Source organism: Bacteroides sp. HF-4919 (genome assembly GCF_018860125.1).
Window position 1 is genome coordinate 135,393 of sequence record NZ_JAHKNF010000007.1, and the last position, 15,616, is coordinate 151,008.

At 45.4% G+C, this 15,616-nt stretch carries 13 protein-coding genes and 1 other RNA gene; 4 read left to right on the forward strand and 10 right to left on the reverse strand.

Going from position 1 to position 15,616, the window contains the following annotated elements; genetic code table 11:
- Positions 1 to 62: 62 nt before the first annotated feature.
- The gene (locus tag KO473_RS13470) at positions 63 to 2,741 is read left to right on the forward strand and encodes a transglutaminase domain-containing protein (RefSeq protein WP_122130459.1); all 2,679 of its coding nucleotides are present in this window, start codon (positions 63 to 65) and stop codon (positions 2,739 to 2,741) included.
- On the opposite strand, the gene KO473_RS13475 is transcribed toward KO473_RS13470, so the two are convergent.
- From KO473_RS13475 to ssrA, 6 genes are all read right to left on the reverse strand, one after another.
- Positions 2,682 to 3,029, reverse strand: coding sequence for a hypothetical protein (locus KO473_RS13475; protein ID WP_147346475.1), 348 nt, complete (start codon positions 3,027 to 3,029; stop codon positions 2,682 to 2,684). The genes KO473_RS13470 and KO473_RS13475 overlap by 60 nt on opposite strands.
- A 1-nt stretch (position 3,030) precedes the next feature.
- Positions 3,031 to 3,459, reverse strand: coding sequence for a hypothetical protein (locus KO473_RS13480; RefSeq protein ID WP_122130487.1), 429 nt, complete (start codon positions 3,457 to 3,459; stop codon positions 3,031 to 3,033).
- Positions 3,460 to 3,571: 112 nt separating this feature from the next.
- Positions 3,572 to 4,666, reverse strand: a complete 1,095-nt coding sequence (dinB, locus tag KO473_RS13485) for a DNA polymerase IV (protein WP_005775870.1) — start codon at positions 4,664 to 4,666, stop codon at positions 3,572 to 3,574.
- A 133-nt stretch (positions 4,667 to 4,799) separates the two neighbouring features.
- Positions 4,800 to 5,816, reverse strand: a complete 1,017-nt coding sequence (locus tag KO473_RS13490) for an AraC family transcriptional regulator (RefSeq protein ID WP_032540899.1) — start codon at positions 5,814 to 5,816, stop codon at positions 4,800 to 4,802.
- A 31-nt stretch (positions 5,817 to 5,847) separates the two neighbouring features.
- The gene (locus KO473_RS13495) at positions 5,848 to 8,541 is read right to left on the reverse strand and encodes a two-component regulator propeller domain-containing protein (protein ID WP_216035128.1); all 2,694 of its coding nucleotides are present in this window, start codon (positions 8,539 to 8,541) and stop codon (positions 5,848 to 5,850) included.
- A 643-nt stretch (positions 8,542 to 9,184) separates the two neighbouring features.
- Positions 9,185 to 9,582: a transfer-messenger RNA gene (ssrA, locus tag KO473_RS13500) on the reverse strand.
- Between the two features lie 30 nt (positions 9,583 to 9,612).
- Here ssrA and KO473_RS13505 point away from each other — a divergent pair.
- The 3 genes from KO473_RS13505 to KO473_RS13515 all read left to right on the forward strand — a co-directional run bounded on the left by KO473_RS13505 (position 9,613) and on the right by KO473_RS13515 (position 12,227).
- Positions 9,613 to 9,795 carry a hypothetical protein gene (locus tag KO473_RS13505; RefSeq protein ID WP_232307387.1) on the forward strand — a complete coding sequence of 61 codons (183 nt, stop codon included), beginning with the start codon at positions 9,613 to 9,615 and terminating at the stop codon, positions 9,793 to 9,795.
- Entirely contained in the window at positions 9,776 to 10,930 is a 1,155-nt protein-coding gene (locus KO473_RS13510; RefSeq protein WP_122130461.1) for a lactonase family protein, read from the forward strand. The genes KO473_RS13505 and KO473_RS13510 overlap by 20 nt, the downstream gene beginning before the upstream one ends.
- 112 nt (positions 10,931 to 11,042) lie before the next feature.
- Complete coding sequence (locus KO473_RS13515; RefSeq protein WP_005809893.1) at positions 11,043 to 12,227, forward strand: OprO/OprP family phosphate-selective porin; 1,185 nt, start codon at positions 11,043 to 11,045, stop codon at positions 12,225 to 12,227.
- Here KO473_RS13515 and KO473_RS13520 read toward each other — a convergent pair.
- From KO473_RS13520 to obgE, 4 genes are read right to left on the reverse strand one after another with little or no spacing between them, the layout of a single operon-like run.
- Positions 12,166 to 12,897, reverse strand: a complete 732-nt coding sequence (locus KO473_RS13520; protein WP_005818730.1) for a M23 family metallopeptidase — start codon at positions 12,895 to 12,897, stop codon at positions 12,166 to 12,168. The genes KO473_RS13515 and KO473_RS13520 overlap by 62 nt on opposite strands.
- A 9-nt stretch (positions 12,898 to 12,906) precedes the next feature.
- Positions 12,907 to 13,572 (reverse strand): B3/4 domain-containing protein, encoded by a 666-nt coding sequence (locus tag KO473_RS13525; protein WP_005809897.1) that lies wholly within the window; start codon positions 13,570 to 13,572, stop codon positions 12,907 to 12,909.
- 21 nt (positions 13,573 to 13,593) lie between these two features.
- Positions 13,594 to 14,406: a peptidoglycan editing factor PgeF gene (gene pgeF, locus KO473_RS13530; RefSeq protein ID WP_122130462.1), complete on the reverse strand. Its 813-nt coding sequence runs from the start codon at positions 14,404 to 14,406 to the stop codon at positions 13,594 to 13,596.
- Positions 14,403 to 15,563: a GTPase ObgE gene (obgE, locus tag KO473_RS13535; RefSeq protein WP_032529872.1), complete on the reverse strand. Its 1,161-nt coding sequence runs from the start codon at positions 15,561 to 15,563 to the stop codon at positions 14,403 to 14,405. Before obgE ends, pgeF begins: the two co-directional genes overlap by 4 nt.
- Positions 15,564 to 15,616 lie beyond the last annotated feature (53 nt).

Genomic DNA, 15,616 nt, shown 5'->3' on the forward strand with positions numbered 1-15,616 from the left:
TTCACTCCTCCCCTCTCTCCGGGAGAGAAAAAGGAGCGAAGCCTTATTTAACAACAAATTGTATGAAAACCCTGACCCGCTTTCTAATCATCCCGATGTTGTCGGTTGCGTTTTTTTCATGCAGTGAGTCCCACTTCCTGAAAGATGAGACTTACCGTAGCCAAGTGACGCAAGATTTTGAAAAGAAGAAGCAACAGCTCCCTAACGGAGATCTGTTCGCAGTGTTCAATGAAAAACTCACCACTTCCGAACAGGAGGCTTTGATGTTCCTCTATGCCTATATGCCCACAGGTGACGTGACGGATTATACAGGTGATTACTATCTGGAGAATGTCAGACTCTCCGATCAGGCGCGTCGCGAAATGCCTTGGGGAAAAGAGATCCCCGATGACGTATTCCGCCATTTCGTACTCCCTATCCGGGTAAACAACGAAAATCTGGACGACTCGCGCCGGGTATTTTACAATGAACTGAAAGATCGTGTGAAGAACCTGTCGCTGCACGACGCTGTGCTTGAAGTGAACCACTGGTGCCACGAAAAGGTAGTCTACACCCCAAGCGATGCCCGTACCAGTTCCCCACTCGCTTCGGTAAAGACTGCCTATGGCCGTTGTGGTGAAGAATCGACCTTCACTGTAGCCGCTCTCCGCTCGGTAGGCATTCCGGCACGGCAGGTTTATACTCCGCGTTGGGCGCATACCGACGATAACCATGCCTGGGTAGAAGCCTGGGTAGATGGTAAATGGTATTTTTTCGGCGCCTGCGAACCGGAACCGGTACTGAACCTGGGCTGGTTTAATGCTCCTGCCAGCCGTGGCATGCTGATGCATACCAAAGTATTCGGACGCTATGCCGGACAAGAGGAAATCATGTACGAAACTCCGAACTATACGGAAATCAATGTAATCGACAACTATGCCCCGACGGCCAAAGGCTCGGTATTGGTGACAGATGCCGAAGGGCAGCCGGTATCCGATACCACTGTAGAGTTCAAGGTGTATAATTATGCTGAATTCTACACCGTAGCCACTAAACATACGGATAAGGCAGGACGCGCATCACTGACTGCCGGCAAGGGCGATATGCTGGTATGGGCCTCTAAAGACGGACGGTTCGGTTATTCCAAATTGTCATTCGGCAAAGATAACGAACTGAAGATCGCACTGGACAAAAACGCCGGTGAAACCTATTCACTCCCACTGGATATTGTTCCTCCGGCCGAAGGTGCCAACCTGCCCGAAGTGACTCCGGAGCAACGTGCTGAAAACGACCGCCGCATGGCACAGGAAGATTCCATCCGCAATGCTTACGTAGCCACTTTCATTACCGAAGAGCAAGCCCGGACTTTTGCCAAAGAGAACAAGCTGGATGAAACCGAAACAGTACGCCTACTGATAGCTTCCAGAGGTAACCATCAGACTCTGACAAATTTCCTTTCTGCTGCCGTAAAAGCCGATAAAGCCGGTCAGGCCATCAGCCTGCTGAAAGTAATCTCGGCCAAGGACTTAAGAGATGTTAGTTCGGAAGTACTGAACGATCATCTGAATAACTCCGGTCTGCCCGGTTCCAAGGACTTCTGCAGCAACGTACTGAACCCTCGTGTGGCCAACGAAATGATCACTCCCTACAAAGCATTCTTCCAGAAAGAGATCCCGGCAACTGAAGCGGAAGCTTTCCGAAAGAATCCACAGGCTTTGGTAGAATGGTGCAGAAAAGAGATCACTATCAACAATGAACTGAACTCACAACGTATTCCGATGTCTCCAATGGGAGTATGGAAAGCCCGGGTAGCAGACGAAAAGTCCCGTAACATTTTCTTTGTATCCATGGCACGTAGTCTGGGTATCCCCGCCTGGATAGACGAAGTGACCGGAAAAATTCAATATCGGAGTTTCAATGACAACGACCTAAAGAACGGTAAAGTCTACGATGTGGATTTTGAAGCAGCACAGCAGACACAGGCACCGACCGGAACACTCGTAGCCCGCTACCAGCCTATCCTTTCGTTGAGCGATCCGAAATACTATTCACACTTCACTCTCTCGAAATTCCGCAACGGGACTTTCCAATTGCTGAACTACGATGAAGGGGACGTAGATATGGGCGGAGGAGCCACCTGGTCGAACTTACTGAAAAATGGCGCTCGCATGGATACCGGATACTACATGATGGTAACCGGAACCCGTATGGCAAGTGGAGCAGTGTTGGCCAACATCACTTTCTTCACCATCGAAGAGGGAAAAACAACAACTGTCGATCTGGTGATGCGCGAAAGTAAGGATCAGGTGCAGGTGATCGGTAATTTCAACTCCGAATCCACCTACCTGCCGATAGGAGCCTCCGAACCGCAAAGCATTCTTCAGACTTGCGGACGGGGATATTTCGTAGTTGCCGTGTTGGGAGCCGGACAAGAACCGACAAACCATGCTCTCCGAGATATTGCGGCTTTAAGCAGCGAATTCGAAAAATGGGACCGTAAAATGGTACTGCTTTTCCCTAATGAAGAACAATATAAGAAGTTCCGTCCGACAGAATTCCCCGGACTGCCTTCGACCATTACCTATGGTATCGATGTAAACGGAGCCATCCAGAAACAAATTGCCGAATCGATGAAATTGCCTAACAGCACCATCTTACCGATGTTTATTATCGGTGATACGTTCAACCGGGTAGTTTTTGTTTCACAAGGCTATACCATCGGACTGGGCGAACAACTGATGAAAGTGATACACGGATTGTAGCAAACAGATTCCGGCGGCTTCAAGGACTTTTGCGGAGAAACCGGCAATTTCCCCGGATGCAACCGGGAAAAGCACCGGAAGCCGGTTGCTCCGAAAACAAATGAAGTAAGCACTTGCCGGAAACAGAGACTCTACAGAATCAGAACAGAGGCTCCATCCGTAGCAAACAAAGGCTCTGTTCATGGCAAACAGAGCCTCTATACAGAAAGGGCGAAGTTTCGACTTCTCCCTTTCCTTATAATTCATAAAACGAAGACAGACATTCAGGAGGCTGTCCCGAGTCATCATACTATCCTCCAAATATAAATGTATCCTTTATAGGCATATCTCCCGGAGAGTAACTCGTTATTCCTATTTTCCCTTCATAAAAGGAACTTTCAACCACGACCGTTATCTTCTCCGTGTTACTTAATAACAGTGACACATCTTCTTTCCCATCAGCAGACAATTCTATATCAGGGACTATTTCCTGTCCGCGATATTCCAGAACTCCATCCGAAAGATAGCGGAAACCTGCAATATCCATCGAATATATTCCATAATAAATATATACTTTAGCCTTATAATCCGGATGTATTCCGGATCCATCGTTATATTTCACAATGAAGTTCGCGGTTCGTTTGTCGGTCGGAGGTGTATCCTCCCTGTCTTCATCATGGCAACTACAGAACAACGCAAATAGTAGCAACAAGAGAATTGGACATCTGCTCAGGTTCATCATATTTTATAATTTATTAGTTCTCAATGCCGTATCACTCCCAAAGATAAGAAAAATAATACTAAACAGATACAATCACCCGACTATTTCATCCCCGCATCCCGATCTTTAACTATTTTCCCCAGTCACTGAACTCAAAACTCAATTGTTCCCACACTCCCCGATGCTCATCTGTCTCCTCTCTCGGATTCGACACCGAAAGCCCTATCAACCGAATGGGATGTTGCTCATACTCCACCTCTTTCAGCAACTGTTTGGCAAGAGGCAGAATTCTTTCAAGGCTCGTCAGTTCCTGAGCCTGCGTCATGCTCCGTGTGATCTGGCTAAAGTCATGAAATTTGATTTTCAGCGTCAGCGTCTTTCCCCGGAAATCCTTCCGCTGCAACCGTTCCACAAGTTCCGTAGCTACGTGATAAAGTTCTATAATCACAGCCGATTTCACATGAATATCTTTCTCCAACGTATGTTCGCAACCGATTGATTTACGTATCCATACCGCTTCTACGGGACGGAGATCGATTCCTCGTGCAAAATCGTAATAGAGCAGTCCTACTTTACCAAACTGCCGTACCAACATTTCCGACGAACAGCCACGTAGCTGAAGGCCATTGTGAATACCCAGCAAATGCATCTTCCGAGCAGTCACCGGTCCTACTCCCCAAAATGACTCGATGGGCAGACGGGCAATGAAATCGAGCGCCTGATCGGGATGGATGGTACAGAGTCCGTCGGGCTTCCGAAAATCCGAAGCAATCTTTGCCAGGAATTTATTATAAGATACACCCGCCGATGCTACCAGGTTCAACTCTTCACGGATGCGCTGCTTGATAGCCCTGGCTATATCTACCGCCAGTAAAATTCCCTGTTTATTCTCTGTCACATCCAGGAATGCCTCGTCCAACGAAAGGGGTTCAATCAAATCGGTGTATTCATGAAAGATCTCGTGTACCCGGCGGGAAACCGATTTATATATGTCCATCCGTCCGGGAACGAAAATCAGTTGCGGACATAAGCGCTTTGCCTTCTGTGACGACATAGCCGAACGCACTCCGTACCGACGCGCTTCATAGCTTGCCGCCGCCACTACTCCCCGCTCCTCGGCATGCCCGACAGCAAGCGGTTTACCACGCAATTCCGGATGGTCTCTCTGCTCCACGGAAGCATAGAAAGCATCCATATCAATATGTATAATCTTACGTTCGCCCATTTCTGCAATAATTCTACATCGCAGTTCACATTTTGAGAAGCAAAGATAAGAGTTATTCTTTCAATCCCACTGACAGGATTAGTTAATAAAATGAAGACCGGCAAGGCACTCCCCCGGCCGGTCTCCCGTTAACTTACAAATTGCTTATATACTTTGTCGGTGAATCTCCGAAACGTTTCTTAAACACGATCCTGAAATATTTCGGATCACTGAATCCCGTCATGTCGGCAACCTCGGCTACAGTATATTTCCTACTCATCAGCAAGATCAGCGCCTTGTTAAGGCGTACACTACGAACATAGTCTGCGGGTGCATGGCCGGTTATCTCCTTAATCCTATTGTAAAAGCTCGAACGGCTCATATTCACACAATCACTCAGTTCGTCAATCGTAAACCTGGAATCGGTGAGTCTCTCTTCAATCAGGCTTCTCACCAGACTGATAAATTCCTGATCACTATCCGACAACGGCACATCGGCTTCGACATCATCCGGAGCATCAACCCCTAATGTCAAACGGATATACCTCTTGCGGATAATCTCCCGGTTAGTAATCAGACTTTCAATCTCTGCTTTTAAGAACGAAATGGCAAAAGGCATTGTCACATAAAGATCGGCGTTCCGTTGGGTCTCCTTGCTGTCTTCGCCCGGTTTCACGAGCAATATCACAGGTACATGTGCTACCCTGTCATCCGATTTAATCCGGACAGCAAGTTCTTCCCCCGAAATTCCGACAAGGGCTGAAGAGGCCAGAACAGCATCGGGATGCTGTTCACATATAGTCGTAAAGGCCGTTTCCGCATCGCAAACCGATACAACTTCGTAATCCGGCATCAGGATTCGCACAAGATAATTACGTAATTCTTTATGGGTTTCGACCAATACCAAAGAACGTCCGTTGCGTCTCTTCTCCCGATGTTTCGGTAATGGAGTTTCCATTGCCGGCAACGTTTCGTTAGCCGGTAACAGTTCGCTGTCCTTGGTCGGAAATTCAGGTACGGAAAGCAGATCGGAAAGGTCGGAAAATTTCTCCGATTGCCGGATAGCAACAGGAAAGACTAAGATAAGAACCAGTTTATGCTCTTCTTTATAAGTAAATTTGATTTTGCCTTTATGCAAACAGATTAATTTGCGTATAAATAACCAACTCATGGTCTCGGCAGAGCCTCCCGAAACCAATCCCTTATAATTTAGAATTTTTTTTAAGAAGTCCATTATCTTCAGACTCCAGCCTCAACTCCCAGTTTTGAGTATTGCACGATGTACTCAGAAGTATTTCCCCGCCCCGGTCTATACTGTCGGTAAAAGCCATCAAAAGGTTCCGGAGGATTGCAGCCATCTTCTCCCTATCCAGACACACGGTAACAAAAGCCGGCTCGTCCACCCAACGAAGCGTAATACATTTTTCGTTTGCGTAATCACTGAAACGGTTCACCGTCTCTTTGAGAAACATGGATAACTCATGATCGGCAAGAGACAGGCACCCGGGAGAAGCCGAAATACGGCTGATGCTTTCCAGGTCGGCCAGCAGATTGTTTACACCCTTAATCTGTTGCAATACGTTATTGACAAGTTCGGAAGACGATTTTTCATAAAGATACTCCAACGGAACCTTTATCAACGTAAGCGGCATGCAGAGGTTACGGGTAGTATTCATAAACAATTGTATCTTTTCTCTTGAAAGATTCCTGTCTTGCCAGATGAACCATGAACGAACAGCTAAAGACCCCAGCGTAATAGCCAAAACTCCATAACAAAGAAAAGCGCCATTTGTCTTCCAGAGCGGTTTACGAATCACAATATTCATATTCCTCTGTGCAAACGGACGTCCGTTGCCAATGGATATTGCCCGTACGGAGAAGACATATTCACCCGGAGCAAGGTTCGAAAAACGAATTCTATTCTCCGGCGACGGATTACTCCAGTCCGTATTATCCAGTTTCCAGCTGTAAGCTATATCCTGTATTTCATCGTAGCGGACGGCAGTAGCCGTAAACGAAAAAGTGTTTTCATCATGATCCAACTGTAAGGTAGCTGTATAATTCAGTGCTTTTTCTAACGGAGTATTTTCTGTTTCTACGGTCATATCCTTATCCAGCACCCGAAGCCCGTCCAGATAAAATCCCAGGCAGGTCTTGTGTAACGAACGAGGCTCTTGTTTGTCATAATCAATTGCTCCCTGGTATGTACCCAGTATCTGCCTGCCGTCTCCAATAAAAGCTCCCGACGTAATCCGGAGTCCTTTATTGGGAAACCGCCGAAACGAATGCTGTACAGGATCAAATGAAAAGGCAAACTGGTCACTGCTTCCTATCAGCCGCTTCTTGTCATCCTCCCAAACAGCGTACACATTAGTAACTCCTGAATTTTTCACAGTATCCAGCCGGGATTGCTCCGGACGGTAGACCAGCAAACCGTTTCCTTCGGTTCCAATATACAGGCAATTGCTATCGGACTGATACAAGGCATGAATGTGCAGACCGGACAAGGATTTCACTTCTACAACACCATTATCATTGGGACAATAGAGAAACAAACCTTCATCCGTCCCAATCCACAACCGATCTTTATCCTTACGGCAAAGTGCATTGACCCCGGAAATGCGGGCATACGGAACAACCTGATTATTATTCTTCTTACGGATGATGTACAAGCCGTGTACATAGTTTCCGGCACATATCTCTCCGGGACCTGTTTCGCTAAGTGCAGTATACATCTGGCAAGGAAGATCTGTAACAATCCGTTCCCATCTGCCTGTCGACGGGTGAAAACAACTGATACCACGATCCGTCGCAAACCAGACATCCCCGTCCGAATCATGTAATACCGCATTTATCCGGTTGTTCGCCAATGAATGCGTATTTCCTGCCTGAAACCTATACCACTTATAATCATCCGGAGAATCCATATCAATCATTGATACGCCTTCCGGATAATCCGCCACCCAGATATGTTTCTGATCATCCACAAACAAATCGGCAATCCGGTTCGTACGAATTGAATTGCCATTCTCAAAATCGGTATGTACAAAAGACCTGATTTCCGGGTTAATAATGTCCATGCGATATAACCCCTCACCGTCCGTTGCTACTAAGATATTCCGGTCGTCCAATGTTCGCAAACTGCTAATCCGGCTGTTCACAGGCCTGTCCCATGTATAAATCATCTGCTCCGACTTCGTGTCCCACACCATTAACCCTTCCGAATAGTCTGCGATAATCAGTCTACCGCTATACGGATGAAAAAGCATTTCATGTATCCGGCGACATCTCTTCCCGGACAGTTCGCCGGATTGTTTTTCTATGGAATAACCCTTCATGGTTATCTCAAACAGGCCTTCATCCGAGCCCACGAAATACTCTCCCGGAGCTACTTCTACCATACCGGAAATCTGTTTCAGATTGTGATTCACCCGATAGAAAGTATTAGTAATTCCCCGATAAGCAATCAACCGGTTTCCAGCGGAAAACCAGATATGCCCCTGACTATCTGCACAGAGAAAGCGCACTGACGCCTTATCCTGGTTCGGCAGATGGTTTCTGCACTCAAACTTATCCAATGACGGATTATACGTCCATAAATCTCCGTTTCGGGTAACCGCCCATAACCCATTCTCTTTGTCCGTAAGCAGCCGGCAACAGCCCATATAATAATCCACAGTCTGTCCTTCGGCAGACAACTTATAGTGTTTCAGCTTCGTTCCATCAAACCGGCTTATTCCGGTATGGCTCATAAACCACATATATCCCAAGGCATCTCTCCGTATCTGATGCACTTTACGAGTATTCGTTTCACTTATTTCTACAATGTGTTTGCAAACGATGGCATGGCATAACGAACCATATATCATCATCATGAAGTATAAAATATATTTCATTCTTTTTGTTTGTTATAATTAAAATGGAGTAGTTTTATTAAAAGTGGGAACCCTATAGTAAGGTAGTCATGGGGGAAAGAAAAACACTACCTTCTGCACATCACGTGAGTAGGTGACCGGATTTGTGGCGCTCCTGAACGCCTTAAATCCCTCCCTGTTGTCGTAGAGGATACTAACAAAACAATAGTAATGAGATGTTCACATCGTTTATCGGTGAGCAACAGGACATCAAGAAAGGCGACTCACATGAAAAATCAATCTGATCTACATTATAACGAGACAATATTCAGTTTGTTTCCCCAATATGGTTTTTATTAAGAAAAAGATAGATTGGCAAGGGCATTTACCGGAATATGAATAAACAATAAATATGAGCAGACAATAATTTCTTTAACCATACTTGGGATTAGACCGTTTCTCACTTGTCGACTCTCTATGACGAATTGCTCAGAAGTCAAATGTAGAGTGTTTATTTTAAAAGACAAAATAAAGTACCCGGACAAATAACAGCAGTTTAAATGCCGATAGGCAGCTACCTATCAACGACTTACGTTGAGAACGTAACAAATAACCCGGACAATCCGGATATTCTTAACAAAAAATCCCCCTGAACTTACCGGTTCAGAGGGACGTTTCTGTCATAAAGTGGAGCTGGAGGGATTCGAACCCTCGTCCAAACGAGGAAATCATAAGCTTTCTACATGCTTATCTTTGCCTAAGTTTTTCGTGCAGGAGCAGAACCAAAGCCATCAATTCCTGCCTTATCCTCTAAATTTTCATCCAAAGCGCGAGGCCACTTCTGACTATCCCCGATGTAACTGCACCACTGAACCGGAATGCTTCGGAGCAACAGCTTCCGAGTGATGTCTCGTCCTGGCACCTGGTGCCTGGATTAAGCTAATCTACTATGATTCGATTAAGCAGCAAGAGCGTAATTAGTTTCGCCAGATAAAATTTTGATAACTGAGATTAAAGTGCAAATCACCGACGCACTGCATGCTTACCCACCATTTCTGCCCGCTGTCAAAACCAGTCAACCCCTTTTGAGATGAGGAAGTGGTAACCACTTATGTGGCTGCAAAGATAGGGAATATTCATCATAAAGAAAGAAAAAGAGGATGGATTTTAGATATTTTATTCATTCCGGAAAGAAACACAGGAGATTATACTAACTTTGTGTTTTCAGAATATAACGAAGGTAACCAACAAACCCTCAAAATAACATCTATTTATTATGGTCGAAAAAATCATTAGTATCTGTGCAGTCGGCATGCTTGTAGCCAGTTGTTCTCCAAAGAAGACAACCGCACAGCCGGCAGATCCAACAACAACTGACAACGAACTGATTATGCTGGTAGGAACATATACTTCCGGCGACAGTAAAGGCATTTACACTTTCCGGTTCAACGAAGAAACCGGAGCATCAGTACCACTCAGTGATACAGAAGTTGCTAACCCATCATACCTCGTTCCGTCGGACGACGGAAAATTCGTTTATTCCGTCAATGAATTCAGCAAAGACCAGGCATCTGTGAGCGCCTTTGCTTTCGATAAAACCAAAGGAACGCTTCGCTTATTGAATACTCAGAAAACAATGGGGGCCGATCCGTGCTACCTGATCACCAACGGAAAGAATGTTATCACTGCCAACTATAGCGGAGGGAGTATCACTGTCTTTCCCATCGGAAAAGACGGTTCTCTGCTACCCGCCTCCGATGTAATCGAATTTAAAGGTTCCGGACCGGATAAAGAACGACAGACAATGCCTCATCTGCACTGCGTACGTATCACTCCGGATGGCAAATATTTACTCGCCGATGACTTAGGTACCGATCAGATACATAAATTCAATCTCAATCCGAATGCCAATGCCGATAACAAAGAGAAACTCCTGACAAAGGGTAATCCGGAAGCTTTTAAGGTTGCTCCGGGTTCCGGTCCCCGACATCTGATATTCAGTCCGGACAGCAAGTTTGCTTACCTTATTAACGAAATAGGAGGGACGGTAATAGCTTTCCGGTATACCGACGGAATGCTAGATGAAATTCAAACCATTGCAGCCGATACTGTAAATGCGCAAGGCAGTGGCGATATCCACATCAGTCCGGACGGAAAATATCTCTATGCCAGCAACCGCCTGAAAGCAGACGGAATTGCCATCTTCAAAGTCGACAAGACCAATGGTACCCTGACCAAGATAGGTTATCAGTTAACGGGAATCCATCCGCGTAACTTCATCATTACTCCCAACGGCAAATATTTGCTGGTAGCGTGCCGCGACACCAATACCATTCAGATATTTGAAAGGAACCAGACTACCGGACTATTGACCGACATCAAGAAAGATATAAAAGTAGACAAACCTGTTTGCCTGAAATTTGTAGACTAACAGAACAGGAACTTTAAGGAGAAACAGACAGTTTTACCTTGAAAAGACGAAAAGGAAGACGTTTTTTATTATTTTTGCATCACTTTTATTAACCCAAAGAGATTTCACAAATATGAAAAGACACGTCTTCCTTTTGGTAACCTTGTTTACCATGGGTACCATTACGGCCCAACAGCAACCCATTATTTCCCCAAACGACTCTATTTCTTCTGTAGTCCAACGCATCACCGGAAAAGAAAACAAAGGATTCTCCGCTCACATGAACCTGCAACTCTACACCTCATGTGCTGCTTCTTTTACCGAGAATGAATTAGAGGAGGTCGCTTTCAAACTTAATCGGTTCAAATTAGAAATTGTAGGAAATATCAACCAGAAGTTCTCTTACCATTTCCGTCAATCTTTTAATAAATACAGCAATCCCTTTGTACTGGACAACCTGTCTTCTTCCGTAGAGTATGCTTATCTGACCTATCACCTCTCCGACCGCTTTTCCATCACCGCCGGAAAACAGTTCCTCATGCTGGGTGGCTACGAATACTATGTCAACCCGATTAAAGTGCGTGAGTTCAGTGAGTTTAATAATTATGTCAACTGCTTTCTGGCAGGTGTATCTGCCACCTGGAATGTAACCCCTACTCAGGAATTGAACTTCCAGATAGTAAACAACCGTAATGGTGGGGATGAAGATACCTATCTCCACGGGCTACCGGCAAATGTAGAAGCTACCAAAGTTCCCCTGATCTCAACTATCAACTGGAACAGTTACTATCTGGATAAAGCCATCCAGTTAAGATATGCCGCTTCATGGGGACAGCAGGCCAAAGGAAGAAACATCCTGTATCTCACTGCCGGAAACGTCTATGAAAAAGGGCCATGGATCGCTTATGTAGATTTGATGTACTCCCGACAGGGGATCGACAACAAAGGCATTATCAGTGCCTTACCCCACACTGACCTGGAGAATCCACAAACGGCCCAATATACCGAATACTTCACTACCATTGCCAATGTGGACTACCGTCTCCATCCCAATTGGAATGTATACTTGAAAGGTATCTACGAAACCGGTAAGATTTATAAAACAAACGGAATCTTTGAGAAAGGCACCTATCGTCGTACCTGGTGCGGGCAAGCCTGCGTAGAATACTATCCGATGCGAAACAGCGAACTATTGATCTTCCTCCATTATCAGTACAAACGGAACGAACTCCTGAAAGCTGCCCGCCGTTTAGAAGCTATAGACCCGAATACACAGCGGATTTCGCTAGGCCTGGTATATTCCATTCCGGTTTTTTAATACCGGGCAGTTCATAAAGGAAAGGCGAAAGAGTTTTATACTTAGGGGGAACTTTTTCGCTTTTCAAAGCTTTCACAATAATCCCTTTCCCCTTCTTCGTACATTGCAGATAATCCTTGCGCAAAGTGCGTTTATCCATATCAAAAATAAGACCGGGATTAAAATGTTGCCCGTTAATCCGCGTTTCGAAATGCAGATGTTCCGTAGTAGCCCGCCCGGTACGTCCGGTCAGGGCAATAGCTTTTCCCGCTTTCACAGCATCTCCGCTTTTTACCAGATTCTTCACATTATGACTGTACACCGTTTCCAACCCATTGGGATGGCGAATCACAATCACATTGCCGTATGCACCATAAGGTTTTGCCATACGTACCACTCCGTCAAAAGCAGCGCGAATCGTATCACGGGCACAAGTTTTTATATCATCCCCACTATGTCCGCCACGGGTTCCATAACCGGAAATGACTTTACCTCCCGGCAAAGGAAAAGAGTAATTCCGAGACAGGGAATTCAGATTGAGCATGATGCAATTCTCTTTAGCAAAAAGTCCCGGTGTAGCCACCCGGACATGATTAACTTCCATATCCGAGAATTTGGTTTGTGCACTGCGTTGTGCACTCGTACACAACGAAAACAGAGATAAAATCAAAAAAGTGTGTATGTTCTTCATGGACGCTTGTTATTCAAAATAGGTGATCGTTCCTCCGTCCGATCCTGCATATCTTCGCAATAAAGTCTGTATCATCCCGGCAGCCTCCTGCAATCCTTCCTTCCCATTATAACCATTAACGATGGCTAATATATGAGTCGTTTCCAGATCCATCTTTGTCCGCTCATTATCACTGGTAGGTGTTCCTATTCCTCCCACGGCATCGCGGTATACCGGAAGTCCCTCTATGTTCAGTACTCCACGGCCAATACCTTCGAAAGGCTCTTCTTTTTTGCCTATCCCCAGCTCCAGATTGGTGCCCGCTATCTTATCCGCATCAAAACCACCTATCGAATGCCCGGTCCGAAGAGAAACCAGATTGATCAAATCGACCAGAGTATCAATCTGATACAAGGCAATTCCCCGCATCAGCCTGCGGCGTAATGCTTCGGCCGATGGGCGATATCTTCCGGGGTCTTTTCCACACCGTTTGTAAGCCTCACGTGTGGCAGCTATCACTGGTTGTTTTTTAATATCTTCCAACTGGGTTGTTGTAGTGAGCTTTTCTGTAAAAGATTGAATCTCCTCCCAAAGTCCTTCACAATAAGAAGTGTTTTTCACTTCAGCATATACAGCAGCTCCTGCAAAAACAGGACATGCTTCTTTTAACTCTTTCGATATAGTAATGGTATACATAATAAATCAAAATTTTGTCCATCAGCAGTTTATCATAATACCCGATAGAATACGTCCGGACTTTATGCCTAATCTTCTCGCTGAAAAGAAATCTTCATAATGGATGTAAGTACAGATATCCGCTACTTCAATCTGAACTCCCGGCACACCAAAGTCTAATAGTTGCTGCCGGTTTGCCTCCCATAAGTCAATATGGTACTTATGGGTAACCGAATGTCGGAAAGAGATACGCGACATATCAAAACCATTCAAACGAAAAGCTTCATAAACTTCGTCCCCTACTTCGAATGATTGAATAGAAATACCCGGGCCGATACATGCAATCACATCCCGTCCCTCCGTACCAAATGTCGCCCGCATTTTCTCAAGCGTGTGTCCCACGATATACCCCACAGTTCCCCGCCATCCGGCATGTACTGCTGCTACACCCCCATGTACTTTATCATATAGCAGTACCGGAATACAATCTGCCGTTGAAATACCGATACAACAACCCGGTTCACTGGTAATCAATGCATCTATCCCGTCCAGCATTTCCTGTTGACATTCTATAGAAGTCTCCAGAAAATCCTTATTAATCAGAAGCACTTTTGTTCCATGCGTCTGGAAAGGGAGGATCAGATGTTTCGGTACTTGCGGTAGCGATTGAAACAATAAAAGCTGATTCTTTTTTACTTTTTCAAATTCATCCCCCGAGTAAGGAGAACAATTAAAAGAAGTATACGCTCCCTCACTATAACCTCCATGTCGGGTCGTCACAAAATGAGAAATGTTGGGGTATGCGCCCAACAGCCCATACCCCAACATTTTCTTATCGTCGGTGAGTGAAATCATTTATCTTCCCAATCTTCTTCTTCGTATTCGTAATCCAGATCATCTTCATCACTATCGTCCTCATACTCATAGTCGAGTTCTTCATCCTCTCCCATGTCTTTGAGTTCCTGTTGCAGTCTGCTGACATCCTTCGGACGATGCACAATAGCCTCTATTTTATTGCTCTCTTTATTCAGTTCCGTCCACAGAATATCCTTCAATACTGAGATACCCAGACCGGATACGGACGAAATGAACACATGAGGGATTCCCTCAGGCAATGTCGGCTCTATTTCATCCATCAACTCCTGATCGAGCATATCACTTTTGGTGACTGCGAGTACCCGTTGCTTATCCAGCATTTCCGGATTAAACGTTTTCAGCTCGTTTAGCAGCACTTCATAATCTTTACGGATATCGTCACTATCTGCCGGTATCATAAACAGTAATAAAGAGTTACGTTCAATGTGACGTAAGAATCGTAATCCAAGCCCTTTACCCTCACTGGCTCCCTCGATAATTCCCGGAATATCTGCCATCACGAACGACTGTCCGTCACGGTAAGACACAATACCCAGGTTAGGCTCCAAAGTAGTAAACGGATAATCAGCTATTTTGGGTTTTGCCGCAGAAATAGCCGACAATAACGTAGACTTTCCGGCATTCGGAAAACCAACCAGACCTACATCTGCCAACAGCTTCAATTCAAGGATCACTGTCATTTCTTGCATCGGTTCACCCGGCTGGGCAAAACGGGGAGCCTGACGGGTAGCTGTCTTGAAATGCCAGTTTCCCAATCCGCCTCGGCCACCCTTCAGGAGAATGACTTCCTGTCCATGTTCCGTAACATCACATACATATTCTCCCGTTTCGGCATTGTAAACTACCGTACCACAGGGGACTTCAATAATCTTATCTGCGCCGTCTTTACCAAAACTGCGGTTCTTGCTCCCCGATTCTCCATGACCGGCCATAGCATGACGGTCATACCTCAGGTGAAGCAATGTCCAGTAGTTCCGGTTACCACGCAGGATAACATGGCCTCCTCTACCACCATCTCCTCCATCGGGACCACCGTTAGGAGTATATTTTTCTCGCCTCATGTGCGTAGAGCCTCTTCCACCCTTACCCGAGCGGCAGTATATCTTTACGTAATCAACAAAATTCGATTCAGCCATAATCAATAAATTTTCAATGTGATCATGTGCCGACATACCCATAATCCATGCTA

Excerpts from the sequence above, each read along its gene's own strand:
- KO473_RS13515 (WP_005809893.1), top strand. The coding sequence starts at position 11,043 with ATGAAAAGACACGTCTTCCTTTTGGTAACCTTGTTTACCATGGGTACC.
- KO473_RS13525 (WP_005809897.1), bottom strand. The coding sequence starts at position 13,572 with ATGTATACCATTACTATATCGAAAGAGTTAAAAGAAGCATGTCCTGTT.
- KO473_RS13470 (WP_122130459.1), top strand. The coding sequence starts at position 63 with ATGAAAACCCTGACCCGCTTTCTAATCATCCCGATGTTGTCGGTTGCG.
- KO473_RS13520 (WP_005818730.1), bottom strand. The coding sequence starts at position 12,897 with ATGAAGAACATACACACTTTTTTGATTTTATCTCTGTTTTCGTTGTGT.
- obgE (WP_032529872.1), bottom strand. The coding sequence starts at position 15,563 with ATGGCTGAATCGAATTTTGTTGATTACGTAAAGATATACTGCCGCTCG.
- pgeF (WP_122130462.1), bottom strand. The coding sequence starts at position 14,406 with ATGATTTCACTCACCGACGATAAGAAAATGTTGGGGTATGGGCTGTTG.
- KO473_RS13490 (WP_032540899.1), bottom strand. The coding sequence starts at position 5,816 with ATGAGTTGGTTATTTATACGCAAATTAATCTGTTTGCATAAAGGCAAA.
- KO473_RS13510 (WP_122130461.1), top strand. The coding sequence starts at position 9,776 with ATGGTCGAAAAAATCATTAGTATCTGTGCAGTCGGCATGCTTGTAGCC.
- KO473_RS13475 (WP_147346475.1), bottom strand. The coding sequence starts at position 3,029 with ATGATGACTCGGGACAGCCTCCTGAATGTCTGTCTTCGTTTTATGAAT.
- KO473_RS13495 (WP_216035128.1), bottom strand. The coding sequence starts at position 8,541 with ATGAAATATATTTTATACTTCATGATGATGATATATGGTTCGTTATGC.
- dinB (WP_005775870.1), bottom strand. The coding sequence starts at position 4,666 with ATGGGCGAACGTAAGATTATACATATTGATATGGATGCTTTCTATGCT.
- KO473_RS13480 (WP_122130487.1), bottom strand. The coding sequence starts at position 3,459 with ATGAACCTGAGCAGATGTCCAATTCTCTTGTTGCTACTATTTGCGTTG.